General features: G+C 33.8%; 25 protein-coding genes. 13 read left to right on the forward strand and 12 right to left on the reverse strand.

The genetic code is table 11. The annotated features are described in order from the left end of the window. Nucleotides 1–794 precede the first annotated feature (794 nt). Nucleotides 795–1,451 (forward strand): fructose-6-phosphate aldolase, encoded by a 657-nt coding sequence (gene fsa / locus Q0838_RS06950; RefSeq protein ID WP_298952735.1) that lies wholly within the window; start codon nt 795–797, stop codon nt 1,449–1,451. Between the two features lie 81 nt (nt 1,452–1,532). Here fsa and Q0838_RS06955 read toward each other — a convergent pair whose 3' ends face one another. Further along, nucleotides 1,533–2,993, reverse strand: a complete 1,461-nt coding sequence (locus tag Q0838_RS06955) for a redoxin domain-containing protein (RefSeq protein ID WP_298952737.1) — start codon at nt 2,991–2,993, stop codon at nt 1,533–1,535. A gap of 140 nt (nt 2,994–3,133) precedes the next feature. Here Q0838_RS06955 and Q0838_RS06960 point away from each other — a divergent pair, with 140 nt between their 5' ends. From Q0838_RS06960 to Q0838_RS06980, 5 genes are all read left to right on the forward strand, one after another. After that, entirely contained in the window at nt 3,134–4,750 is a 1,617-nt protein-coding gene (locus Q0838_RS06960) for an ATP-binding cassette domain-containing protein (RefSeq protein ID WP_298952739.1), read from the forward strand. Between the two features lie 193 nt (nt 4,751–4,943). Continuing rightward, on the forward strand, nt 4,944–5,225 hold the full coding sequence (locus Q0838_RS06965) for a riboflavin synthase subunit beta (RefSeq protein WP_104515454.1): 282 nt from the start codon (nt 4,944–4,946) through the stop codon (nt 5,223–5,225). Between the two features lie 8 nt (nt 5,226–5,233). Continuing rightward, complete coding sequence (mutL, locus tag Q0838_RS06970) at nt 5,234–7,066, forward strand: DNA mismatch repair endonuclease MutL (RefSeq protein ID WP_298952742.1); 1,833 nt, start codon at nt 5,234–5,236, stop codon at nt 7,064–7,066. Between the two features lie 26 nt (nt 7,067–7,092). Continuing rightward, nucleotides 7,093–7,725: a rhomboid family intramembrane serine protease gene (locus Q0838_RS06975; protein WP_298952745.1), complete on the forward strand. Its 633-nt coding sequence runs from the start codon at nt 7,093–7,095 to the stop codon at nt 7,723–7,725. 2 nt (nt 7,726–7,727) lie between these two features. Beyond that, on the forward strand, nt 7,728–8,603 hold the full coding sequence (locus Q0838_RS06980; RefSeq protein ID WP_298952747.1) for a rhomboid family intramembrane serine protease: 876 nt from the start codon (nt 7,728–7,730) through the stop codon (nt 8,601–8,603). Between the two features lie 55 nt (nt 8,604–8,658). On the opposite strand, the gene Q0838_RS06985 is transcribed toward Q0838_RS06980, so the two are convergent. Together Q0838_RS06985 and Q0838_RS06990 are read right to left on the reverse strand one after the other, a co-directional pair. Then, entirely contained in the window at nt 8,659–9,285 is a 627-nt protein-coding gene (locus Q0838_RS06985; RefSeq protein WP_298952749.1) for a trimeric intracellular cation channel family protein, read from the reverse strand. Next, a complete protein-coding gene (locus Q0838_RS06990; protein WP_298952751.1) occupies nt 9,282–10,004 on the reverse strand; it encodes an RDD family protein in 723 nt (240 codons plus the stop codon). The genes Q0838_RS06985 and Q0838_RS06990 overlap by 4 nt, the downstream gene beginning before the upstream one ends. A gap of 38 nt (nt 10,005–10,042) precedes the next feature. Here Q0838_RS06990 and Q0838_RS06995 point away from each other — a divergent pair, with 38 nt between their 5' ends. From Q0838_RS06995 to Q0838_RS07020, 6 genes are read left to right on the forward strand one after another with little or no spacing between them, the layout of a single operon-like run. Further along, on the forward strand, nt 10,043–11,023 hold the full coding sequence (locus tag Q0838_RS06995) for a stage II sporulation protein M (RefSeq protein WP_298952753.1): 981 nt from the start codon (nt 10,043–10,045) through the stop codon (nt 11,021–11,023). Next, nucleotides 10,992–11,924, forward strand: coding sequence for a hypothetical protein (locus Q0838_RS07000; protein ID WP_298952755.1), 933 nt, complete (start codon nt 10,992–10,994; stop codon nt 11,922–11,924). The genes Q0838_RS06995 and Q0838_RS07000 overlap by 32 nt, the downstream gene beginning before the upstream one ends. Further along, nucleotides 11,914–12,684, forward strand: a complete 771-nt coding sequence (locus tag Q0838_RS07005; RefSeq protein WP_298952757.1) for a DUF4129 domain-containing protein — start codon at nt 11,914–11,916, stop codon at nt 12,682–12,684. The genes Q0838_RS07000 and Q0838_RS07005 overlap by 11 nt, the downstream gene beginning before the upstream one ends. Continuing rightward, the gene (locus Q0838_RS07010; RefSeq protein ID WP_298952758.1) at nt 12,684–13,973 is read left to right on the forward strand and encodes a DUF4350 domain-containing protein; all 1,290 of its coding nucleotides are present in this window, start codon (nt 12,684–12,686) and stop codon (nt 13,971–13,973) included. Before Q0838_RS07005 ends, Q0838_RS07010 begins: the two co-directional genes overlap by 1 nt. A gap of 3 nt (nt 13,974–13,976) precedes the next feature. Beyond that, complete coding sequence (locus Q0838_RS07015; protein WP_298952760.1) at nt 13,977–15,137, forward strand: MoxR family ATPase; 1,161 nt, start codon at nt 13,977–13,979, stop codon at nt 15,135–15,137. 26 nt (nt 15,138–15,163) lie between these two features. Continuing rightward, a complete protein-coding gene (locus Q0838_RS07020; protein ID WP_298952761.1) occupies nt 15,164–16,471 on the forward strand; it encodes a DUF58 domain-containing protein in 1,308 nt (435 codons plus the stop codon). Nucleotides 16,472–16,672: 201 nt separating this feature from the next. Here Q0838_RS07020 and Q0838_RS07025 read toward each other — a convergent pair whose 3' ends face one another. Beyond that, nucleotides 16,673–16,867 (reverse strand): Lacal_2735 family protein, encoded by a 195-nt coding sequence (locus tag Q0838_RS07025; protein WP_298952763.1) that lies wholly within the window; start codon nt 16,865–16,867, stop codon nt 16,673–16,675. Between the two features lie 273 nt (nt 16,868–17,140). Then, a complete protein-coding gene (locus Q0838_RS07030) occupies nt 17,141–17,848 on the reverse strand; it encodes a DUF4197 domain-containing protein (RefSeq protein ID WP_298952765.1) in 708 nt (235 codons plus the stop codon). A 107-nt stretch (nt 17,849–17,955) separates the two neighbouring features. On the opposite strand from Q0838_RS07030, the gene Q0838_RS07035 reads away from it, so the two are divergent. Next, nucleotides 17,956–18,516, forward strand: a complete 561-nt coding sequence (locus Q0838_RS07035; RefSeq protein WP_298952767.1) for a hypothetical protein — start codon at nt 17,956–17,958, stop codon at nt 18,514–18,516. A 73-nt stretch (nt 18,517–18,589) separates the two neighbouring features. Here Q0838_RS07035 and Q0838_RS07040 read toward each other — a convergent pair whose 3' ends face one another. The 7 genes from Q0838_RS07040 to Q0838_RS07070 all read right to left on the reverse strand — a co-directional run bounded on the left by Q0838_RS07040 (nt 18,590) and on the right by Q0838_RS07070 (nt 24,383). Beyond that, nucleotides 18,590–18,838, reverse strand: coding sequence for a hypothetical protein (locus tag Q0838_RS07040; RefSeq protein WP_298952769.1), 249 nt, complete (start codon nt 18,836–18,838; stop codon nt 18,590–18,592). After that, nucleotides 18,819–19,133 (reverse strand): thioredoxin family protein, encoded by a 315-nt coding sequence (locus tag Q0838_RS07045; RefSeq protein WP_298952914.1) that lies wholly within the window; start codon nt 19,131–19,133, stop codon nt 18,819–18,821. The genes Q0838_RS07040 and Q0838_RS07045 overlap by 20 nt, the downstream gene beginning before the upstream one ends. Nucleotides 19,134–19,198: 65 nt before the next feature. After that, the gene (locus tag Q0838_RS07050; RefSeq protein ID WP_298952771.1) at nt 19,199–19,834 is read right to left on the reverse strand and encodes a peroxiredoxin; all 636 of its coding nucleotides are present in this window, start codon (nt 19,832–19,834) and stop codon (nt 19,199–19,201) included. 560 nt (nt 19,835–20,394) lie between these two features. After that, nucleotides 20,395–21,306 carry a patatin-like phospholipase family protein gene (locus tag Q0838_RS07055; RefSeq protein WP_298952773.1) on the reverse strand — a complete coding sequence of 304 codons (912 nt, stop codon included), beginning with the start codon at nt 21,304–21,306 and terminating at the stop codon, nt 20,395–20,397. 9 nt (nt 21,307–21,315) lie between these two features. After that, entirely contained in the window at nt 21,316–22,191 is an 876-nt protein-coding gene (locus Q0838_RS07060) for an MBL fold metallo-hydrolase (RefSeq protein ID WP_298952775.1), read from the reverse strand. Nucleotides 22,192–22,243: 52 nt separating this feature from the next. Beyond that, nucleotides 22,244–23,776 carry a Na+/H+ antiporter NhaC family protein gene (locus Q0838_RS07065; RefSeq protein WP_298952777.1) on the reverse strand — a complete coding sequence of 511 codons (1,533 nt, stop codon included), beginning with the start codon at nt 23,774–23,776 and terminating at the stop codon, nt 22,244–22,246. A gap of 58 nt (nt 23,777–23,834) precedes the next feature. Continuing rightward, entirely contained in the window at nt 23,835–24,383 is a 549-nt protein-coding gene (locus Q0838_RS07070) for a cupin domain-containing protein (RefSeq protein WP_298952779.1), read from the reverse strand. Nucleotides 24,384–24,456: the final 73 nt, after the last annotated feature.

Raw genomic sequence — 24,456 nt, forward strand, 5'->3', positions numbered from 1 at the left:
AAGCTTTACTAATTTCTTGTCAAATATAGTTGCAGGTCTTATTGCATATAGCTTCTTGCCTAAAAAACCTTCTATTAAATATCAAACTGTAAAGTCCAATCAATTGACTTTTTATTAATCGAACTCAGGTTTCTTATTTATTTTATATAGCTTTCATTCCTTTTTTAAGTAGGCAGTCTGTATTTTTCTTTTAATTTGATACACAGTATTTGATAGGTCTGATCTCCCTAGGTAAAATAACTTTGCTTCTTCCTTACAACTCATTTACTACAAGAGACTATTTAAAATAGAATTAATTCCTTAACTAAAAGTACTTAATGGGTGGGCTTATTATTCTTTTAAGATTGCTATACCTTACCTTTTTAAAGATTTAGTGTTGCTAGTCCATGGTATAACAACACCATCTGCCTCTAGATTGCAACTATGAATGTTTTTAAGTACTTGATGCTTCTTCATAGACTAAGTAGTTACTCACAAGTTATCTAGAAACTCTTTGTACATAAGATTTGTCGCGAGAACTCTATTAGTGTATGGATTTTCTGTAAGTTTCATGATGGCAAGTGGAGTAGATGTATATAATACTTAGAAGTCATTATTATTTTAATGTTGAAGATAGCTACAGCTCGCGTTAAATGTTTAAATACAGAATGCTACAAATGAGTGCTTTGTGATTTTATTCATGAATTTTATACTTGTTAAAAAGTAATCATATTTAATGATCTAAAAATACTTATTTCATAAAGGGAATCTCCATTTTTGTCCTAGATTTATACTTAACATCTAAATACACAACGATGAAATTTTTTATTGATACCGCAAACTTAGATCAAATAGCCGACGCTCAGGACATGGGAATTCTGGATGGAGTGACTACTAATCCTTCTCTTATGGCCAAAGAAGGAATAACTGGACAAGATAATATAATCCAACATTATAAAAAGATCTGTGAACTGGTAGATGGAGATGTCAGTGCAGAGGTTATTTCTACTAATTATGAGGGAATGGTTAAAGAAGGAGAAGCTCTTGCAGCTCTCAACGACCAGATAGTTGTAAAATTACCTATGATTAAAGACGGTGTAAAAGCCTGTAAGTACTTTACAGATAAAGGTATTAAAACTAACATGACTCTAGTTTTTAGTTCTGGACAGGCATTACTAGCAGCAAAAGCCGGCGCAACTTATGTATCACCATTTATAGGTAGACTAGACGATATTAGTACCGACGGTCTTAACCTAATTGCCGAAATTAGAATGATCTATGATAACTATGGTTTTGACACAGAAATTCTAGCAGCTTCAGTAAGGCATACTATGCACGTTATAGATTGTGCAAAATTAGGAGCAGACGTAATGACTGGACCACTTTCTTCCATAGAAGGCCTGTTAAAACACCCATTAACAGATATAGGTCTTGCAAAATTTCTAGAAGATTACAATAAAGGAAACGCTTAATCTTTCTTTATCTAGTTAAAGATAAAAAAGGTGCTTAGTAAATATTACTAAGCACCTTTTTTTACGTTTTGTGTAACCAGCTTATCTACTTAAATAGCCTAAAAGAGTAGTTTCTATCTTGTAATGAAATAAGTTAATATTAGGATCTAGAATAGTAAGTCCAGGGGCTATTACCATACTCCTATTATCATTTCTCAAAGCGAGTTGCTTACTTATAGACTGGCTATTTACCAGTTGAAATTCTGTTCCTATATGAAAACCGAATTGTTCTCGAGCATCTTTCCATACATCGCTCTCAGGATCATCTAGGTTAATACCTATAAATTTAATCTCTGGATACTTATTGCGCAATTCATTTACTTTTCTATGCACTCTTAAGGCATAAGATTCATTTTTATTAGACCAATAAAAAAGAACAGATAATCCATTTATGTTAGAAGACAGTTGTGTAATATTCTTTTGATCATCATAAATTTTAAAATCCGGTAACTTATTTCCAGGATCTAGATTCATATACGTTGCAGCTATCTTAGTAATTTCATTATTAAGTTGCTCATCTGTTGATATTTGAAGAAACTCGCCCACTAGATCATTAATTTCTCTTGCATTTTTTCTACTTTTAATAAAGTTTCTAGTCTCGATACCTGCAAATAAACCTTTTAATTTTTCATTAGTAAAAAGACTATCTATAACATGCAGTTTCTCCTTACGGTAATCATACCCTTCCCTGTCTACCGCCTCACCAGACCCATATTTACGAGCACAGTTATATAATGCAATATTAGAAACTAGAGATGTGACATACGGCCTATAAGCATAGTTGTTAAGTAATTTAGTATCGCATATTTCTAGATGCTGTCTGTAAGAATAAAAATTAGACGGTAAAACATCACTTTTTAAAATATCGCTTTTACCATAATGTGTAAAGGCATATCGTTCTAGAGTAGACCAAGAACTAAATTTGATAATCATCTCTGTGTTCTTCACAAAATAGGTTTGAAAACCGATTTTCTTTGCCGTTTTCTTTAATGCTTTGATTCTCTTTGCAGTCAGCTCATCAATCATTTTTTTAAAGTCACTAGGCTCGCGATGGTACTCACTCATTAGGTTTCTATTTGTTTGTTCAATTTCTAGAAATAAATTGATCAAATAGTTGTTCTCCTTTGCGGCAGCACCAGTATACGCAAGAGACTCATCAAATGCTTTTGTGTTTAATCTCAATCTTAAAGTATCCCCATATCCTATATATAAAGATTGATATTCCGTAGGATGTACAAAAGTGTATAACCCAGGCGTTATAGATTCATATTCCTTAAGAAATACCCCTTTATCATTTAATCTAATCGTGTCATTTATTCCAGAGTAATTTCTTAGAACGATAAAATCGGCGTTAGGATTTATAATCTTTCCAGTTAATACAATAGATGTATCACCACTATTTTCTTCTTCACAACCTATTAAAGCTGTGAGAGATACTGCTAGTAGAACGATGTAAAGAAATTTATAGTTTCGCTTTCGCGAAAGCGAGATATAATCAATCATAAAGGCACCATATAATAGAGATAGTCACAAAAAAAGACTTATTGATTTACATGACGCGTTAACGCACTGTTAAAATGATGTCAAAGAGTTCTTTTTAAACTCAATAGAATGAGTATTTTTGCAAATTCAAAAATCAATCTATGTTAACTGTTTCTAATTTATCGGTTCAATTCGGTAAGCGCGTATTATTTGATGAAGTAAATGCAAAATTTGGTGGTAGTAACTGCTACGGCATCATCGGAGCAAATGGTGCTGGAAAATCTACTTTTTTAAAAATTCTTACAGGAAAAATGGAGCCTACCAGCGGTCATGTAAGTCTAGAGGCAGGAAAAAGAATGTCTGTTCTAGAACAAGATCACAATGCCCATGATGAGGATACCGTACTAGAAACAGTACTTAAAGGTAACAAGCCTCTGTATAATTTAAAGACGCAAATAGATGCCCTTTATGCATATTATACAGATGAAAACGCTGAGAAAATAGGAGAGTTACAAGTTGCCTTTGAAGAAATGGATGGATGGAATGCAGACAGCTCTGCAGCATCATTACTTTCTAATCTGGGTATAGGTGAGGAATATCATTATACTCTTATGGGTGATATGGATAATAAGTTAAAGGTGCGTGTGCTTTTAACACAAGCGCTTTTTGGAACTCCAGACGTTCTAGTTATGGATGAGCCTACTAACGACCTGGATTATGAAACTATCTCATGGTTAGAGCATTTTCTTGCAAATTATGAAAATACAGTAATCGTAGTATCTCACGATAGGCACTTTTTAGATGCGGTATGTACAAATATAGCCGATATTGATTTCGGTAAAATTAACCAGTACTCTGGTAACTATACCTTCTGGTATGAGTCTTCTCAACTAGCAGCGAGACAGCGCCAGCAAGCAAATAAAAAGGCCGAAGAGAAGAAGAAAGAACTTCAAGAATTCATTGCTCGTTTTAGCGCAAACATGGCAAAGTCTAAACAAGCAACTTCTCGTAAGAAGATGATTGATAAACTAGATATATCTGAGATAAAACCATCTTCTAGACGTTATCCAGCTATTATTTTTGAAAGAGATCGCGAGGCAGGTGACCAAATCTTAAATGTTGAAAAACTAGCAGGATCTGTAGATGGTGAAGTGCTTTTTAAAGATGTAGATATTAACCTGGCCAAAGGTGATAAAGTTGTTTTATTCTCTAAAGACAGTCGTGCCACCTCTTTATTTTATGATATCATAAACGATCGCGCTACTGCAGACGCTGGTAAATTTGCCTGGGGTGTTACCACAGTGCAAAGTTATTTACCAGTTGATAATTCTGAGTTTTTTGATGTAGATCTGGATCTTGTAGACTGGTTAAGACAGTATGCACAGACTGAAGAAGAGAGAGAAGAAGTACACATAAGAGGTTTCTTAGGTAAGATGATTTTTTCTGGAGAAGAAGCTCTTAAGAGTGCACGTGTACTTTCTGGAGGTGAGAAAGTACGTTGTATGTTATCTCGCATGATGATGAAAAGAGCAAACGTTCTTGTAGTAGATGAGCCTACTAACCACCTGGACCTAGAATCTATACAAGCGTTAAACAACAGTTTAAAAAACTTTAAAGGTACCGTGTTGCTTACCACGCATGATCATGAGTTTGCTCAGACAGTAGGTAATCGAGTGATAGAGTTAACGCCTAAAGGAGTTATAGATCGCTACACCACTTTTGAAGAGTATATGGACGATAAGAAAATTAAGGAACTGAGAGATAAGATGTATTCTTAGCCTTTATTTTATAAAGAAGAGTAAAAAAAATGCGGGCAAAGCCCGCATTTTTTTTGCTTTATAGATAAATTAAGATAATTAGTATTTAATCTCACAATTTCAGGATCACTTAATTGCGTTGTCTTAATAACTAGGCATCATCTTTGTTCATTGTCTATCGAGTATTTATTAAATTTGTAAAATACCAGAGGTTATGGGAATTATAGGTCGCAGAAAGAATAAGAAATACGATTATGAACCACGTTACTATAAAAATAGTACCGGCGGTAAACCCTTTGAGATCAAACATAAGTTTGATGATCAACGTTCTACAGTACAAAATGTGGGGCTCAAGGGAAAATTCGGTAATGCGATACAAGATTTAAAACAAGGAGCAGATGTGCTAGTTAAGAGAAGACTCTTAATTATTATTTCTATTCTTGTTCTCATTTTTCTCTGGATCATTGACTTTGATTTATCCATCTTTAGATTCTAATTGACTTCATGTCAGACATTATAAAATTATTACCAGATCACGTTGCAAATCAAATCGCTGCTGGAGAAGTAGTGCAACGACCTGCCAGTGTGGTAAAAGAGTTGCTAGAAAATGCTATAGACGCTGGAGCAACACAAATCCAGATGATCATAAAAGACGCTGGTAAAACATTAATACAAGTTATTGATAACGGTAAAGGTATGAGCATGACAGATGCTCGTATGGCTTTTGAACGTCATGCAACATCAAAAATCTCTACTGCCGATGATCTTTTTAATCTCCATACCAAAGGTTTTAGAGGTGAGGCACTAGCCTCTGTTGCTGCTATTGCACAAATTTCTGTAAAATCTAAAAGAGAAGAAGACGATCTAGGAACTTTGTTAGAAATAGAAGCAAGTAAAATCACAAAGCAAGAGCCCGTTGTTACTTCTAAAGGTACGATGATAAGTGTACGTAATTTATTTTACAATGTACCAGCAAGAAGGAAATTTCTTAAATCTGACCAGGTAGAATTGCGCAATATCACAGACGAGTTCCATCGTGTGGCAATGGTCCACCCAGAAGTAGCAATAAGTTTTACACATAACGATACCTCACTTTTTAATCTTGTTAAGAGTACGTACAGACAGCGTATAGTAGGTATTATGGGAGCAAAAACTAATGAAAAATTAGTTCCTGTAGAAGAAGAAACAGAATTGATGTCTATAAGGGGTTTTATAGGTAAACCAGAATTTGCTAGAAAAACTCGTGGATTGCAATACTTCTTTGTAAACAATAGATTTATAAAACATAATTATTTAAATCACGCCGTAGCAAGTGCCTTTGAAGGATTGTTAAAGGATAAATCAAATCCGTCGTACTTTCTTTATTTAACTGTACCGACTGATAGTGTTGATATAAATATTCATCCTACAAAAACAGAAGTAAAATTTGATGACGAGCATAGCTTATACGCTATCCTTAGAGCAAGTGTAAAACATGCGTTGGGTCAGTTTTCTGTAAATTCTATTGATTTTCAACAAGAGAAACAATACGAAGTGCCTTATGATGTGGCAAAAAATGGCTATACACAAGCGCCTAAGATAGAGGTAGATCCAGATTTTAATCCTTTTCAACAAGATTCAAAACCATCAAAATCATACCAGGCGCCTTCGTTTCAAAAACCACCGTCTCAACCATGGGAATCGCTTTATGCAGGTATAGAAGAGACCACGCAATTAATTGATGAAACGCATACAGAAGAGTCTACTTCTTCTATGTTTCAACAACACGAGGTCGAGCAGCGCAATATTTTTCAATTACAACGCAAGTTTATAATCAGTACTTTAAAAAGTGGACTGTTAGTTATTAATCAGCAAAGAGCGCATGAGCGCATTCTTTATGAAAAACTATTGAGACAGCTTACCGTGCAAAATGGAGTAAGCCAGCAATTGCTTTTTCCTATCAAGATTAATTTACCTGTAGAAGAGGTTGCGATACTTATTGCTTTACAAGAAGAGTTAGAACATACTGGGTTTTTATTTAAAAGTCTAGAGAATAATGTGGTAGAGATAGAGGGCTTGCCACTAGAATTAAAAGAAAAAGATGTGCCTGGCGTGCTAGAAGCCGTTATTGCAAAAGAACAACACGATTTACCAGAAAACACCTATTCTCCAGCAGACAGACTAGCGCAAACCATGGCGACCAGCATGTCTATTAAAACAGGTGAGGTGTTGAACAGCGAGGCGATGGAGAATCTGGTGGATGAATTATTTGCATGTAAAGAACCAGAGGTCACCTTTTCAGGAAAGAAAATATTTATAAATCTATCTGGCGATAGTCTTAATTCAAAATTTAACTAAAGATGTTTAATTTCAATTTATCACCTATGGTTAAGAATCTCCTCATTTTAAATGTGGTGATTTATATAGGATTTATGTTTATTCTTAATGCAGAGCCTTTGTTTAACACCTTTGCGTTATGGCCTTATCAGAATCCTAATTTTAGAATATGGCAGCCGTTTACTCATATGTTTATGCACAGTCAGTATGACTTTACACATATCTTGTACAACATGCTCGCACTTGTTTTTTTAGGTCCTGCAATTGAAAGATGGATGGATTCTAACCGGTTTCTTTTCTTTTATTTAGCTTGTGGTATCGGTGCTTTTATTACAGTAGCTGCGGTAAATTACTATAACTTCACCTTTGATAATGCTTATTTCATGGCGACAGATTACAATGTGCCTTCTGTAGGTGCTAGTGGTGCTATTTATGGTATTCTAGCTGCTTATTTATGGTTGTTTCCAGAGAGATCATTGACTTTATTTCCAATTCCTATTCCTATAAAAGTTAAATATTTGATAGGATTCTATATGATCAAAGAATTACTTGCTACATTAGGCTTTATTACATCCACTCCTAATGTGGCACATCTAGCTCATATAGGTGGTGCTATTTTTGGTTTTATCATGATATGGTACTGGAAGAAAAACGACATGGATAAATATAGAATCTATTAAATATGAATGGTTGGGATCAGTTTAAAGTAAAATATGCCGCATTTGATATAAGTGGTAAGTTAATTACCGTTTTATTTTTAACCACTATTATTGGTTGGTTTTTATATTATACTTATTTACCTGCTTATTTACAATTTGTTTTACCTAGCGGTTTTTCAGCTGCATTATTACAGCCGTGGAGCTGGATTACTTATGGTTTAATTCATGATGGTTTATGGCACTTTATAGGGAATGCGTTAGGTATTTATATTGCAGGTAGGTACATTTTAAATATCTTTAAAGCGAGACAGTTTTTAACCCTATTCTTTTTAGGTGTTTTTGCTGGTGCATTATCATTTATACTAGCATCTGGATTATTTCCTACTTTTTTTAGATCTCCTGGTTTAATAGGTGCAAGTGCTGGTGTTTTTGCATTAATTTTATTTTCATGTGCTTATTTCCCAGAGTCTGAGTATAGATTGATATTTTTAAATATTAAATTGAAATACGTTGCATATTTCCTTCTTGCAACTAATATAGTAATGGTTGCATTCCAAATAAATACTGGTGGCAGTCTGGGGCATCTAGCTGGTGCTGCGGTAGGTTATTTTGCTGCTGTACGCATGAAAGAAGGAGATGATATTCTAGAGAGTTTTGCTAGAATAGGGGACTTCTTTATAAACCTTTTTAAACCCAGCGTTAAGAAATCTAAGTCAGAGCACAAGGCAAAAATGAAAACAGTTTATAAAGGGAAAACAGCATCTTCAAAAACAGCTAGTACAGTAAAATCTACAGATCAGAAAAAGGTAGATGCTATTCTTGATAAGATCTCGGCGAGCGGTTATGAGTCTTTATCAAAAGCAGAAAAAGATTACCTGTTTAAAGCAGGAAAAGACTAGTTTATTTCTTTTAGTTGGATAGTAGTTCCGCTTTCGCGAAAGCGGAATAATTAAATCACTTATTTATAATTTCACTTTTAGAGTAAGGCGATGGTAGTTTTATTTTAAAGGCAACGGCCAGCACTCGCGTTAGTATTACAGTCACCGCAGATGTTGTAAATACGATATTGTTAGGTAAATTAAATTCTAAAAGTATAAAGTAAACAATGCCACCTACTATGCAAGCAGTTGCATAAATGTTTTTTCTAAAAAGAACAGGGATTTCATTAATTAAAATATCTCTGAGCACACCACCAAAACAAGCAGTGATACATCCTATAATAATACAGATTAATTGATGTAAACCAGCGGCTAGTCCCATTTCTAGACCTACCACTGTATAAAGACCTATGCCTATGGCGTCAAATAAAAAGAGAGTTTTACGCAGTTTTGCTAGTTGTGCCCTAAAAATAAAAGTGATGACCACACAAGCTAGTATGGTGTAGATTAAGTTCATGTTGCGCATCCACGAGATGGGTTGCACGCCTATAAGAATATCTCTTAAAGTACCACCACCAGCGGCTGTAACAAAAGCTATAATGACTATCCCAAATGGATCTAGTTTTTTAGAAAATGCAGCGAGTGCACCAGAAATGGCAAAGGCAATAGTCCCTAAAAAATCAATAATTTCTATAAAATTCATCGTCCTTGTGTTAGGTAAGTATAGTCCTTGAGTACTGTGCGTATGAAGACTCCATCTCTCAAATCTGAATTGATATTTAAAAGAGATTCTACTTTTATGCGCAATTCTCTAAGAGTCATATAATCACGACTTTCTCCAGCAAGGCGGTAAATGTCTTTTATTTCATTAACATCTGCATCTGTTAATAGATAAGCATTTTGAAATTGTGCCTGATAATTAGGGTCTAGATCTTCTAGAATCGTATGAGATATTTTTGTGCTTTTTTTTGTATTGATGACTATGGTTTTTGCAGCGAGATCACCTAAACGTTGTTTTTTTTCTGAAAATAGAATAGAAACTACACCTACAGTACCAAAAAAGATTATAATATCTACCAGTCTGAATATCCATCGCACTAAATAATCTGATAATCGGGCAGGTGATCCATCTTCTCTTACTACTTTAATACCCATAATAAATTTACCTACGGTACGTCCATTAAAGATAAGATGCATGAATAGAGAGTAACAAAATATAGGTAGCATAGAAAGTTCTTGAATCCCTAAGGTATTATTATCGTCTAATAATCCTACCGCTCTATATATAGTAAGAGACATGGTAATCAAATATATAGCAAATATGACTAGGTCTAATAAGAAAGCGAGCATGCGTTTACCAACACCGGCAAATTCATATTCTATGTTTACATTTTGTGCTGTGTTAATTGCAGTATTTGACATACAGTTGTAAGTTTATATCTTTATAAAAAAAAGAGCCCATGCGTGAAGCTGCTTTTGTGAAGCAAAATAAGGAAAAATGGATAGCTTTTGAAAGAGCACTGGATGCTAATGTGAAAATTAATCCAGATCACCTGTCTGATTTATATATTCATCTTACTAATGACCTCTCTTATGCACAAACATATTATGAGGGTTCTAATACATTAAAGTATTTAAATTCTCTTGCTAGTCAGGCGCATCAAAAGATTTATGTCAATAAGAAGGAAAGTAAAAATAGTATAGTAGAGTTCTTTAAAACCGATTTTCCATTATTTTTCTCGGGATACCAAAAAGAATTTCTTTATGCCATTCTTGCATTTTTTGTTGCGATATTTATAGGTACCATAAGCACTTTGTATGACGACAGCTTTGTTAGATTAATACTAGGTGATAATTATGTAAACATGACACTTGAAAACATAGCAAATGGTAATCCTACAGCTGTTTATCAAGATAGTGGGCAAGGAGGTATGTTTCTAGGTATTACGATCAATAATATAAGAGTAGGTATGATGTGTTTTGCCTTCGGTCTACTTACCTCTATAGGCTCGCTATATATTATTTTTAATAATGGTATTATGGTAGGAGCATTTTTTACCATGTTTTATAGAGAAGGTGTTACCATAGAAGCATGGCGTGTTATCATGTTACATGGTACGGTAGAGCTTTCTATAATAGTAGTATGTGGTGCGGCAGGAATTATATTAGGTAATGGTATTTTATTTCCTGGAACATATCAACGTAAATATTCTTTTATAAAAAGTGCCAAAGCAGGTTTAAAAGTCATGGTGAGTACCATACCTTTATTTATACTTGCAGGTTTTATAGAGGGATTCATTACCAGATATGCTTTTATGCCAGCTCTTTTAAACTGGATTATTGTGATAGCAAGCGCTGCGTTAATTATATGGTATTACGGGATTTATCCTAGAATAATAAAGAACAGACATGAACAATTATATAGAGCCTCGATTACGTAGGGATTTTAGTGGTGTTATCACTGCTTATTTTGATTTTTTAAAAGGCGATCATAAAAATTTATTTAAGGTATTTCTTGCTTATAATTTTATTTTTATAATTATTCTTTTTATAACTAATTATATAGCAAACTCAGGACTATCTAGTGTTGTTGCCTTAGCAAACGGTACTTACATGGATCAGGCTATGAATGGAGCTTTAGAGACCAGTTATATAGCGAGCGGTATAGGTGTAGTAATTAATGTTTTAGTTACTTTGTTAAACGCCTCGTTAGCAGGTGTGTATTTAAGACTTTATGAAAGAGATAGAGAAGGTAATCCTAATTACAAAGAAGTATTTCATTATGCCAAAAAGAAATTAGGAGGTATGTTTCTCATTGTTTTAATAGGTGGTATTGCAGTTATACCAGTAATGATAGTAGGTGTAATCGCTGCTATCATACCTATTCTAGGAATCTTTGTTTTATTGCTTATCCTTATTACATATGCTACCTGGGTAGGATTGAGCATGTTTGCATTTGCTTATGATGAGCACATGGATGCCGTTGCTGCACTAGGTAAAGGTTGGGAAATGCTTTTTTCTAAATTCTGGAAAGCTGTAGGTGTCTCTTTTGTGACTTCCATTCTTATTTATTTAGCATCTACACTTTTTCAATTGTTACCTGTTTTAATAGTTGCCTTTTATGGTTATAACAGTGCAGAGGATAATGTAGAACTAGAAAGCAATATTTTTATAAAAGCGGTAGAGTTTTTCTTCTATGCTATAAATAGCATCCTTAGTTCCTTAACCTTTTTTCTTATCATGTTAGTCATGGGGTATTTATATTTTAACCTACATGAGACGAAGTATAATGTGTTTTTAAAGAACCGTATTGCAAAATTAGGTGTGAAAGATGAGGAGTAAAACCTATCTATTACATATATACTTTTGGATTCTTTTCTCTTATGTAGGAAATGCCCAGATACTAGAGAATGTGATTCAGGATATTGAAGAACAGCCTGTAGAGATAGTAGATACATTAAATAGAAAATATGACACTCGAGAATTAACGGTACGCAAGATCGATAAGGATCTTAAAGAAGAATATTCTGGTGGCGAGTTTAATTATGAACGCACCACGGCAACGAGTCAGAATTTATTTGCAAGATTCTTCAGTTGGATGATGGATGGATTACAAAGAGTTTTTGGATTTCAACTATCGCCATTAACCATAAAAATCCTTACCTATCTATTTTATTTTATCGTAGGTGCTGCGGTTATTTTCATGATAGTAAGACTAGTAGGTAATGAGAGTGCGTCAAAATTATTCAGTAAAACAGCAAAGAAATCGAGTAATGTAGAAATAGCAGATACTCATATTGAAGAAATAGATTTTATTACATTAATAGAAAATAGCGAGCGAGAAGGTAGTTATAGAAATGCGATACGTTATCAATACCTATCACTTTTAAAAAGCTTGAGCGCAAAAAAGTTAATCGATTGGGATTTTCAAAAAACCAATTCTGATTACCAACACGAACTTAAAAATCCAGAAACTAGAGAAAACTTTAAAAAAGTATCTTACCTATACGATCATGTTTGGTATGGAGAGTTTCCTATTGATGAGCAAACGTATAGAGAGGCAGTAACCGAGTTTGAAACTCTTAAAAACAGAGCTGCATAATGGATAAGAAATCAAAAATATACCTCTATATCATATTCGGTGTGGTAGCTCTGTTATTATTCTTAGAATTAATAACCCCACAGCCCTTAAGCTGGGAAGAGAGTTACACCAGTGGAGATAAAATCCCTTTTGGCGCGTACATTCTGTACGATCAACTAGATGATTTATTTGAAGAAGGTGTAGAGAGTATTAAAATAGATCCAGTCTCTTTTTTAAAAGAGCATGAAGATGTAGAAAATGCAAACTATATCTTTATAAATAATTACTTAGGTTTTGATAGAACAGAGCTGAGATATTTAACAGAATTTGCAGAGCGTGGTAATAAAGTTTTTATTTCTTCAGAAAGTGTTACCGGTGCATTAGGAGACTCTCTTAATGTAGACTCAAATCGTTTTTATAGCTATTATGAGCAGGATACGGTAAGGGTACGTTTAAATAATCCTGTATTTGAAAACCGCAGCTATATCTATAAAAAAGGGAGCAGTTATCGCCATTTTACCAGTTATGATACCACGAGAACAACCGTTCTAGGAGAGGTTTTACCTTTTGAACCAGTAAAAGGTTATCTTAAAAATATTTTGGGAGAAGACTTTGGGGATCAACCAGATTCTACTCAATCTATTATAGAAAAAGCCATTGAAAAATCTAAATCTAGACAGGTGCCACAAGCAAATTTTATAGAACTTAAAGTAGGTGATGGTGCTATCTATTACCACCTTAATCCTATAGCTTTTACTAACTATTACATGCTAGAAGAAGGTAAAAAGCAGTATGTTACCGAGGTGTTTTCTTACCTTAATGATGGACCAGTTTACTTTGATGATTATGGAAAATCAGGTAAGAGAGTTGTAGCGTCTCCTATGCGATTTATACTCACTAATGGGGCTTTAAAATGGGCCTGGTATATCACACTAGGTGCTATTTTATTATATTTTATTTTTAAAGCAAAAAGAGAACAACGTGCTATACCAGTCGTTAAACCACTTGTAAATAGTACGGTAGAGTTTACTAAAACTATAGGTAATTTGTATTATCAAAGTGGTGATGTATCTGGAATTATTAATAAAAAAATCAATTTTTTCTTAGAAAAATTAAGAACTAAATACTTTGTAAACACACAACAACTGGACGATGTTTTTATAAAACGACTGGCAGTAAAAGCAGGTGTTTCACAAGACCAGACACAAGAAATTATAGAATACATTAATCACTTGCGCAGTAAACCGGTGCATAGTGAGCATGAATTAAAACAACTCAATAAAAGGATAGACGCCTTTTTCAAAGAATAAGAAATGGAAGACACTAATAACCACTCACAGATTCCTCAAGATAATAACCCTAGCCAGCAACCACAGCAGCCTGCGCAAGAGCAATATGTTCATAAGGGTGAAGATGTTAATGATGGTAACGCTTTCGCGAAAGCGGAACAACCACCATCCATTCCAGATCTACAAGAGCCTCAAATACAAGATCCAGCAACGTCATTAGAATTTAAAAACAGACTGGACTTAAATCATCTAAGTGCGGCAGTTTATAAAATTAAAGCAGAATTGCGCAAAGTGATTGTGGGACAAGAAGAAATGATCGATTTATTAATAGTTTCTATTCTTGCAAATGGTCATTCTTTAATAGAAGGTGTGCCTGGTGTTGCAAAAACGGTAACAGCAAAGTTGCTAGCAAAAACCATGCAGGTAGAATTCTCGCGTATACAGTTTACGCCAGATTTAATGCCGTCAGATATTTTAGGAACTTCAGTTTTTTCTATGAAAAACAATGAGTTTGAATTTAAACCTGGTCCTATTTTTTCTAATATCATTTTAATTGATGAGATCAACAGAGCACCTGCAAAAACACAAGCTGCATTATTTGAAGCAATGGCAGAGCGTCAGGTAACTATCGATGGTAAAGAATACCAGCTCAACGCACCGTTTCTAGTATTTGCAACACAAAACCCTGTAGAGCAAGAAGGTACTTATAGACTGCCAGAGGCACAATTAGACCGTTTCTTATTTAAGATTAACGTGGGTTATCCTAATCTAGAAGAAGAAATACAGATTTTAACAGATCATCACGCACGTAAAAATGTAAACGCAGAGTCTTCTGTAAATGGTATACTGTCTGCCAGCGAAATTGAAAAATATCAAAGAACAGTTAAGGAAATCGTTATAGAAAATAACCTTATAAAGTACATCGCAAAGATTATATTAGACACGCGTAATAATCCTAATTTATACCTAGGAGCATCACCTCGTGCATCTATTGCGATTATGAATGGTTCTAAGGCCTATGCGGCTATCATGGGACGTGATTTTGTAACGCCAGATGATATTAAGTACATCGCAACTGCAGTAATGCGTCATAGAATTATATTAACCCCAGAGAGAGAAATGGAAGGCTTAACAGCAGATAGAGCTGTAGTACAAATATTAGAAAACATAGAGATCCCTAGGTAGTGAAGAAATTTTTTAAAAGCCTCTTTTTGCAAAAACGCTTCTTTATAGCGCTAGGTAGTCTAGTGGTGCTATTTGTGTTTGCGTTCTTTTTTGAACGATTGATAGATTACCTTAAAATAGGTTTATTTGTACTGATAGGGTTGCTTTTAATAGATATCTTATTATTATATAGAACTAAAGATGCTTTAAAAGCAAGCCGAGTCTTGCCAGATAAGTTGTCTAATGGTGATAAAAACCCTGTAGAGATTTTAATTACAAACCAATACAACACTAAGGTTTTTCTAAACATTATAGACGAGTTACCTGTGCAGTTTCAAGAACGTGATTTTAGAATCATAGACCAGGTAGAGGCAGGTAAGTCTAAGACGTTTTCTTATACCGTACGTCCTACAGAAAGAGGTGAGTATCATTATGGTGGCTTACAGGTATTTGTAGGTAGTCCATTAGGTCTAGCGCAACGCAAGTTTTCTTTTAATAAAAATGCAATGGTGCCTAACTATCCATCATTCTTGCAGTTGCGCAAGTATGAATTAATGGCATTTACTAACAAGCTCAGAGATTTTGGGCTTAAAAAAATAAGAAGAATAGGGCATACCATGGAATTTGAACAGATTAAAGATTATGTTCAAGGAGATGATGTGCGCAATATTAACTGGAAGGCTAGTGCAAAACGCAACCAGTTAATGATCAATCAATTTCAGGATGAAAAGTCACAACCAGTATATTCTGTAATAGATAAAGGTCGTGTCATGAAAATGCCTTTTGAAGAATTAAAGTTAATCGATTATGCAATTAATGCTACACTTGTTATTTCAAATATTGCCTTAAAAAAAGGCGATAAGGCAGGTATGTTTAGTTATTCAGATAAGTTATCTAATCAGGTCATGGCGCAAAAAAGAGCCTCTCAAATGAATTTAATTCTAGAGACGCTTTACAACCTCGATACTGATTTTAAGGAAAGTGATTTCGGTAGACTTTATATAGATATTAAACGTACGATCACGCAACGTAGTTTATTGCTTTTATATACTAATTTTGAAACTATGGATGCGTTACATAGGCAACTTCCATACTTACAGGCTATTGCAAAGAATCATTTATTAGTGGTTATATTTTTTGATAATACAGAATTAAAAGAAATGGTAAAAAGGCCTGCTATTTCTACACATGAGATTTATCAAAAAACTATTGCTGAGAAGTTTATTTATGAAAAACGTTTAATCGTTAATGAATTAAATAAATATGGTATTCAAACCATACTTACCGAGCCTCAAAACCTGACGGTAAACACGATTAATAAATACCTAGAAATCAAAGCACGTGGCTTATTATAAGAAGAAAAAGAAGATAGAAGGCTCTAGGAATTAACTAAATTTTTTAAGTTGATACGGTAACTTAAAAATGGACTACAGTGAAAAGATAGGGTTATGAAGATAAGTGCTAGAAAAGCTGCTATTCCTATAAGATTAGAAATCAAGGGCAACAATTAAATATGTTTTCTGTGTACAAAATTACTGTCTTCAACGGAAATTATTTTAATGCATTTCTAGATGAGATCGCAACAATTTAATCTCCTCTTTTATTTTTAAAGCCATTTGATTCAATTGATCGCTGTAGTTTCTGTCATTTATACCAGCTTCAAATGCTTGTTTCATTAAGCAACTGTACCTTTTTTCTAACCGACGTAAATCAGTTAAATCATTCTCATAAGAATTAAAATCCTTTTTCATTTTCACACTTTTATAGAGTGCGAATTTAAAAGAGTTTTAAAGTTTTTTATCTAGTAAACTGTTAATATTCAGTTGATTTAGGTTAAATTAATATTAAAGAAATCACCTGTATTTTATAGTAAAGATGGATGTTATAGTCTGTCTGAGAATAAATTATTTTATAAACAAAAAGCTAGGAATGTAAACATCCATAGCTTTTACCCCTTAAATATGTCCATATGGACATCTATAAGACTCTTAAGACGCAAATAGGTTGCGTGAAAAAATGATTAATTAATCCTGTAAAGCAAAAACTTTAACTAAAAGATCTGTACTTCTTGAACTTACGTTCTCACGTATTTGTATTTCTTCTTGAGCAATTACTTTAAAAACACCTTCTAGTGCTTTTTGAGTAACATAATCTGTTAGATCTGGGTTAACACTACTAGTAAAAGGAATCGTGTTATATTTAGTAATAGCATTGCTCCATAAATCTGTAGCACCCACTTTACCAAGACTGTTTTGAATAACTGGAGAAAATTTAGTGTAAAGTTCTTCTTGTGTTCTACCTTCTAGATATGCAGTGGCAGCTCTTTGGTCACCTAAAAGAATATTTTTTGCATCATTAAAAGTAATGTCCTTAACAGCGTTAACAAAAATAGGTAAAGCCTCTTTTGTAGCATCTTCGGCAGCGCGATTTAATAATTTAAGACCTTCGTCAGCAACACTACTTAACCCTATTTTTCTAAGACCATTATCTACTTTTTGAAGTTCCTCTGGTAAAAGAATCTTGACAAGATCGTTTTTATAAAATCCATTTGTACTCATTAATTTAGTCACTTCTTTATCAATTCCTTGATCAAGTGCTTGTCTTAGACCGTTGCCTATATCTAGATTAGATAAGCCACCTCCAGAAGATGGAATTTGACTTGCTATTTCTTGTAAACTACCACAACCGTTTATCATTATAGTAGTAAGAAAAATAAAAATTACTTTGTTCATGATGTGTCTTTTTTTCAAATATAAACTATTTACTTTTTTAAAATAATGTTGTTCAAGAATTAAGAATGGTCTGATACTTGATAAAGCATGGAAATTAAAACTAACTTATGAAAAAAATTCTTGTACTACCTATATTATGCCTTTTACTTTACAGTTGTAGCAGTAAGAGTCAACTTGCAAAAAACATTACCTCTAGACCAGTTCCATTATCTGCGTCTTTACTTACTGGACTTTATGAAAATAGAATACCTGGTGATAATGAAAATAGTTTATGGAATGATTTCTGTTTTCATTATCCTAATAAAACTCACGATATCACTGAAGGGAATCAAGTATTTATTCATCAAGTAAATGATACATTAATAAATTTAGAACTATATCAGTTCGGAAGGTTGTTAGACTCTTTCAGCCTAAAAGGAAAGTCGAATAAACATTATTTTTCTATTAAAGAAGGTACTAATTTTTCTACCATTGTTGTGGTATCCTCTTCGGTCGATAAGCGTACTATTATAGGTAACGATGTAAATGCAGATTTATTAATCGCTCAAAAAGGTTCTAGAAGGACTTTTATGTTAACAGATGAAATAGATTATAAGGATGATGGAATTATAGTGGGAACATATAGGAGACTAGCCGATACGCGACCTGCCAAAACATCTTTTCAATAAAAGTGTAAATTAAAAAAAGCAGGAATAATATACAATATACATTCCTGCTTTTTTTAACTAATAAGAAAAGGTTTTATTTATCAATAGAACCCATAACTTTTTGTGCAAAAGTATTTGCAGCCTCTATACCACTCATTCCTTGAGCAACATTGTTATGTACCTCAAGAGCACCGCATATGTTGGTTATTAATTCTCCTACTACATCCATTTCATCTTCAGTAACAGATCTATGTTCAGAAAAACTCTCTAATACTTCTAGAGTAGCTTCTAGCGACTCTGGAGTACTGTTTTTTTGCAGGTGTCTAATTACTGGTAACTTCATTTACTAAATCTTTAAGGTTCTCAAATTTATTAGTCTGTACCTGGTTTACAAAAGCTCCATTTTTAAAAGTAGCAAATGTAGGTAAGTTATCTACGGTAGCCATTTTACGAGATTCAGGAAACTTTTCAGCATCAGCTAGAATAAACACAGTATTCTCATTCTCACCAGCTAGTTTTTTAAATTTAGGTTTCATTACACGGCAGTTACCGCACCATGACGCCATATATTGTACGACTACAGTATCATTTCCCGTAATGATTTCCTGTAGATTATCTTGATCTAATGTTTGCATAATAATATTTTTAAAAGAATGGAGAAAGTAGATCGATTTACTTTCTCCATTAATAAGTGACTTCTTACTTAGTTTTTAGAAAGATACTCAGCAGTAGCGTTACGGTTTGCACCCATAGCATCTTTACCTTCTTCCCAGTTTGCAGGACATACTTCACCATTTTTTTGTACGTGAGTATATGCGTCTATCATTCTTAAGAATTCGTTTACATTTCTACCTACAGGCATGTGGTTAACACCTTCATGAAATACAGTACCTTCTTCATCGATAAGGTAAGTAGCTCTATAAGTAACGTTATCACCTACAAGAACACTGTCATCGATATCTTCATTGTATTCTACCTCTACATCTAGAATATCTAGAGTACCAGATAGATTACGGTTAGAATCTGCAAGAATGTCATAAGTAACACCTTCTATACCACCATTATCTTTAGGAGTGTTTAACCATGCAAAGTGTACCTCTGGAGTATCACAAGAAGCACCTATAACAATAGTGTTTCTTTTTTCAAATTCACCTAGCGCTTCTTGAAAAGCGTGTAATTCTGTTGGACATACAAATGTGAAATCCTTTGGGTACCAAAATAAAAGTACTTTCTTACCTTTATTTTTAGCCTCTTCAAATACATTTAATTTGAATGTATCTCCCATTTCATTCATTGCATCCACATCTAGATTTGGAAATTGTTTGCCTACTATAGCCATGATTTAATATTTAAAAATTAGTCTGTTTTTTTAGGTTGCAAATGTAGTTTCCGCTTTCGCGAAAGCGGAATAATTTCCATCTCATTAACAAATGTCATTATAGATTTTGATTATTAAACAAACAAACTTGGATAACTTATCGTGATAGCATGTGATTTTTTAGATAATCATGATTCTATTAATGGATTATTTTACAAATTTTCAAAAACTTATTAAGCACTATGCAGGTTGATTTCTACCAGACTGTGGCTTACCAAAAAGAACAAGAGAGTTATGTCATGACCGTTGGCGATAAGGCTTCTAACAGTTAAGGCTATGGCTGGAGTTTTATAAAAGGTATTGTGCTAATTATTTTAACTATTTGGCCTTTGTTTATATGGTTACCGTTGGTGATTTATGGGCTGAAGTGGGTGAAGAGAAAAAGTAATTGCGGTATGATAAAATCATAAACTTCTCTAATTTATATTTTGAATTAGAGAGGTTTTAATCTTGTTTGGTTATAAATTTTATTGGATAGTTCGATAATAATATTTTACTAAAAAACCTCAAATCATTAATTCTTATTCCTCTGGTTTTATCTCATTCAACTCCACATTTTTACTCGCTGCATATTGATAACCGCTTTCCCACCATTGTTTCATCTTTTGTTTTTTAAAGACCAGTGAATTTGTGGTTAACACGGTAGGAGTATAGTATAGGTTGATAATAGCATCGTTTTTATTAGCTACATATTTACCTATGGTTATGTTTTGTTTTTCTATGCGGTCCATCATAAAACCATGTAGATTAGAGAGTAGGGAGAATACATTTTTAGATGGTAAGTTATTATAATAAGCCACTTCAGTCTCTAGAATAATTACATCTACCTCTGTAGCACCGCGATCTATTGCTTCTTTAATAGGCACCATACTACCAAAACCACCGTCAGCGTACTCACAGCCGTTTTTTCTAACTAGACTCATAAAAGGGATGTAATTGCAAGAAATCCATATCCAGTCCAGAAAATCTTCGTATTCAAAATCGTTAATAGATTTATACTCGGTTTCATTTAATGAAATATTAGATACGGTAACGACTACATCTTTGGTACTTTTTTTTAGTTCATTAAACTCCTTTATAGAAAGCGTGTTCTTGATGAGTTTTCTTAGGTTTTTACTCTCACCAAATGTTTTTGATCCTCGATAGAAATTTTTTAAGACATTCCAGTGATTGATACTTATTTGATCCTGACCATATTTATCTTTCTTGACTAAAAAAGGTCTTCTATTAAATATAGATGACTGATTAACGCTGGTATAAATCTCTTTAATCTTTTCTATTTTATCTAGAGCGAGATGTGAAATCAATAAACTACCTGTAGACGTACCTATGTATAAATCATACTCATAGCCTAACTTTTCCTTAAGGTACTGAGCCACGCCACCGCCAAAAGCACCCTTACTACCACCACCAGAAATTACTAATGCCCTCATAAATAGGTTTTATTCTTTGTTTGCTTCTAGTAATAAACTATCGTAGATGGTAGTTCTTATCTTTATCGAATTGATAAAACCATTTCCATAACCTGCCTTATCATATTTCTGAGTAATGGTGGTGTCTTTTTCTACCTCTTCACGAGATTTCCCAGATATTATCGCTTCATTAATTTGTGTTTTTAAATCGTCTAGCATAGCAATAGATTTCTCTACGTCATGGTAATTACCTAGTGGTCCGTGACCAGGCACTACCTTAGCGTCATTATTTATAGTTGTTAATACTTGTTTCTGCGCAGCTATATAACCGGTAATAGAACCACCAGATTTAAGATCGATGAATGGATAATTACCGTTAAACATTATATCGCCCATATGTACTACATTGTTATTTAATAAATAGACAAAGCTATCACCGTCTGTATGTGCGTTATGAACATGGATAATCATGTTATTATGATCATCTACCACTAGTTCATATTTTTCTTCAATGGTTTTTTCTGGTAAAAAGCCTTCGTTTTTATCGCTAGCTTGTAGTCTCTTCAGGACATTTTCGTGTGCAATAACAGTTACCTGATCTGAATTGAAATTTTCATTTCCACCGGTATGGTCACCATGGTGGTGCGTATTGATAAGAAAGGTGACAGGTTTTTCTGTAATTTTTTTAATGGCAGTCATTAATTTGTCACTTAATGGTGCAAATTGAGAGTCTATCATGACCACTTCTTCTTCTAGAACCTGAATTAAGATGTTACCACCAGCTCCTTCTAGCATATATACATGGTCTGTTACTTCATGTGTTTTAATTTCTACTTTATCAAATCTATTTTGTGCGCTAGTAACTAATACAGTGAATAGGCTTATAGCAAAAAGTAATGTTTTCATTTTCGTTTATTTTGCATTGAATTATACTATGGCGATCATAAAAGAACCACATTTAAAACTCTGACGGCTCTTCACCTAGTGTACTCATGGTAGGTTTAGGCGCTGCAAGCTGTCTTATTTTTATTCTGAAAGCGGCAAATATTAAAGTCATAAAAGGAGATAACCAGTTGAAAATAGCATAAATAAAATAATCTTTTACATCTACACCTAGCGTGGTACTTTGATATGCACCACAGGTATTCCATGGTATTAATGCGCTAGTTACTGTACCAGAATCTTCTAGTGTTCTAGATAAATTTTCTGGAGCAAGTCCTTTTTCTTTATAAGCTTTTGCATACATTTTACCAGGTACTACGAGTGCTAGGTATTGATCGCTTGCCGTTACATTAATAGCAAGACAGCTCACAACCGTACTGGCAAAAAGACCGAATACAGAATCAAATAAGTTAAGTAATGCACGACTTATACGCGATAGAGCGCCTATTGCGTCCATAATACCACCGAATACCATGGCGCAGATTATCAACCATATGGTCCCTAGCATAGATTCCATTCCTTTTCCTTCAAAAAGTCCAGCAAGCTTCTCTGCAATCTCTGGGTTATCAGTAACTGGTATTACTACTGTTTTTACCGTAATGGCATTCATAACACCTTTATACATAGCACTGGCATCATATTTTTCTAGTCCAGATATAGTATGTACTAATTCTGGTTGAAATATTAAAGCAAACACTCCGGCTAATAAAGTACCTATTAATAAAGCAATTAAAGGAGATACTTTTTTAACAATCATAGCAATAACAACTACTGGTACAGCAAAAAGAATAGGACTGGTGTTGAAAGTAGCGTCTATGGCTGTTTGATATTGAGAAACATCTGCTACACCTGTTGTGTCTATACTAAAACCTATAATTATAAAAACTAAAAGTGTAATAATAATAGTAGGTACTGTAGTGATAGTCATGTATTTAATGTGTGTAAAAAGGTCGGTGCCAGCCATGGCAGGAGCCAGGTTAGTCGTGTCGCTTAATGGACTGAGTTTATCACCAAAATAAGAACCACTCAAAACCGCACCAGCTGTCATACCTGCGCTTATATCTAGTGCACCAGCAATACCTATTAACGCAATACCTACTGTAGCACTAGTCGTCCAGCTACTTCCTGTAGCAACAGAGATGACGGCACAAATAATGACGCAGGCTGCGAGAAATATAGAAGGATTTAAGATGTCAAGACCGTAGTAAATCATCGTAGGGATAATACCGCTTAATAACCAGGTTCCAGCTAGCGCACCTACCATTAATAAAATTAAAATCGCTCCTGTAGTAGATTTAAGATTTTGTGCTACTTCTTCTACCATAGATTTATAAGTCACTTTATTAAAATAACCTACTATACCAGCAACGGTAGCGCCTAGTAGAAGTACAAACTGGTTAGAACCACTTAAAGAATCATCACCAAATATGTATACATTAACCGCTAGCATTGCGACTAGAGCAATTACAGGAATTAAAGCTTCCCAAATACTAAGCTCTCTGTTTTCAATGATTTTTTCGTCTTCTTGATTTATATTTTGACTTTCCATAAGGGTAATTGATGAACTGTAATGTTACGATTTTGTGAAACGAGTTGCAAACTGGATTTTAAACCGTTTTATATTTTTTGAGTAGATGTTTTTCATAACCTAGCTTTCGCGAAAGCGTAACCATAACAGACAACAACGGTTTTATCCATCTAAATAAAAAAATATCTAATTGAGTATCACCCCAGTATAGTAGTAGTATAGCATGAAAAGGATTGTAAGGCACCTGTTTATTTCCAAATGTTTTACCATCTCTGACTAGTCCAAAAAGAACTGCCATAAAATTTTCAAAATTGGGCTGTCCAGGTTCTAATCGAGCTCTAAATACAATAACTTCATTAGTAGGGTTGTAAAATCGGTGAGCATGTAGTAATGGAACTTTAAAGTTTTGATTAGGTTTTAAAAAAATTTCTTTGCCTAAATAATGCACACCCAAAGTACCTTTTATCGGATAAAAATCTTCTGTAAATTGCTCGTGAAAATGAATAGGATTACCGCCACCAGGTTGTAATTCTACTTCTATAAGAGTACAAGCACCATTAGTTTGCGAGCTAGTTTTGAGTAGGGTAGCTTTTTCTTTGGTAATAGGGTTGAGGTATATTTGTGGCATAGGTCAAAGGTACTACCTAATTCTTCAATTTATCAGTAGAATTTAAAAAGCTGCAATCATGGAAAACCTTAAT

The sequence above is a fragment of the uncultured Nonlabens sp. genome, assembly GCF_947495285.1.
GTDB lineage: Bacteria > Bacteroidota > Bacteroidia > Flavobacteriales > Flavobacteriaceae > Nonlabens.